We start from the raw sequence: 391 nt of genomic DNA on the forward strand, positions 1-391 counted from the left end.
GGAAATTTACGCTGCACATTATTTGCAGGCTGGTGCCGACGGATTTGTTTCTAAAATCAAGGATGAAAAGCTGTTACTGACCATGATTAGAAAAATGTTGTCTGAAGGCAAATTTTTCAAGAAAGAAGAGATAAATGAAGTGCTCATAACGAATAATTTTTCAGAGCTTTCTGCCAGTGAACAGCGGGTGATGTATTTGCTTATACAGGGCAAATACACGAAAGAAATTGCTTCGGATTTGAATCTGAAAGTTTCTACTATCAGTACTTACAAATCAAGGATTTTCGAAAAACTCAATGTAGGAAACGTCATTGACCTGATAAAACGGGTCGAAATAGAAAAAAATCTTAATTAACGCTATTGTAAAAATCAGAGCAGGACCGGTGAAACG

1 protein-coding gene is annotated in these 391 nt (G+C 36.3%); it reads left to right on the plus strand.

What is annotated here, in order from left to right; all coding sequences use genetic code 11:
- Positions 1 to 355, plus strand: a 355-nt coding sequence (locus ACFQQJ_RS08075; RefSeq protein ID WP_377105530.1) for a LuxR C-terminal-related transcriptional regulator, incomplete at its 5' end; no start/stop codon positions are given.
- Positions 356 to 391 lie beyond the last annotated feature (36 nt).

This window comes from Propionicimonas sp. T2.31MG-18 (assembly GCF_964266745.1).
Lineage (GTDB): Bacteria > Actinomycetota > Actinomycetes > Propionibacteriales > Propionibacteriaceae > Propionicimonas.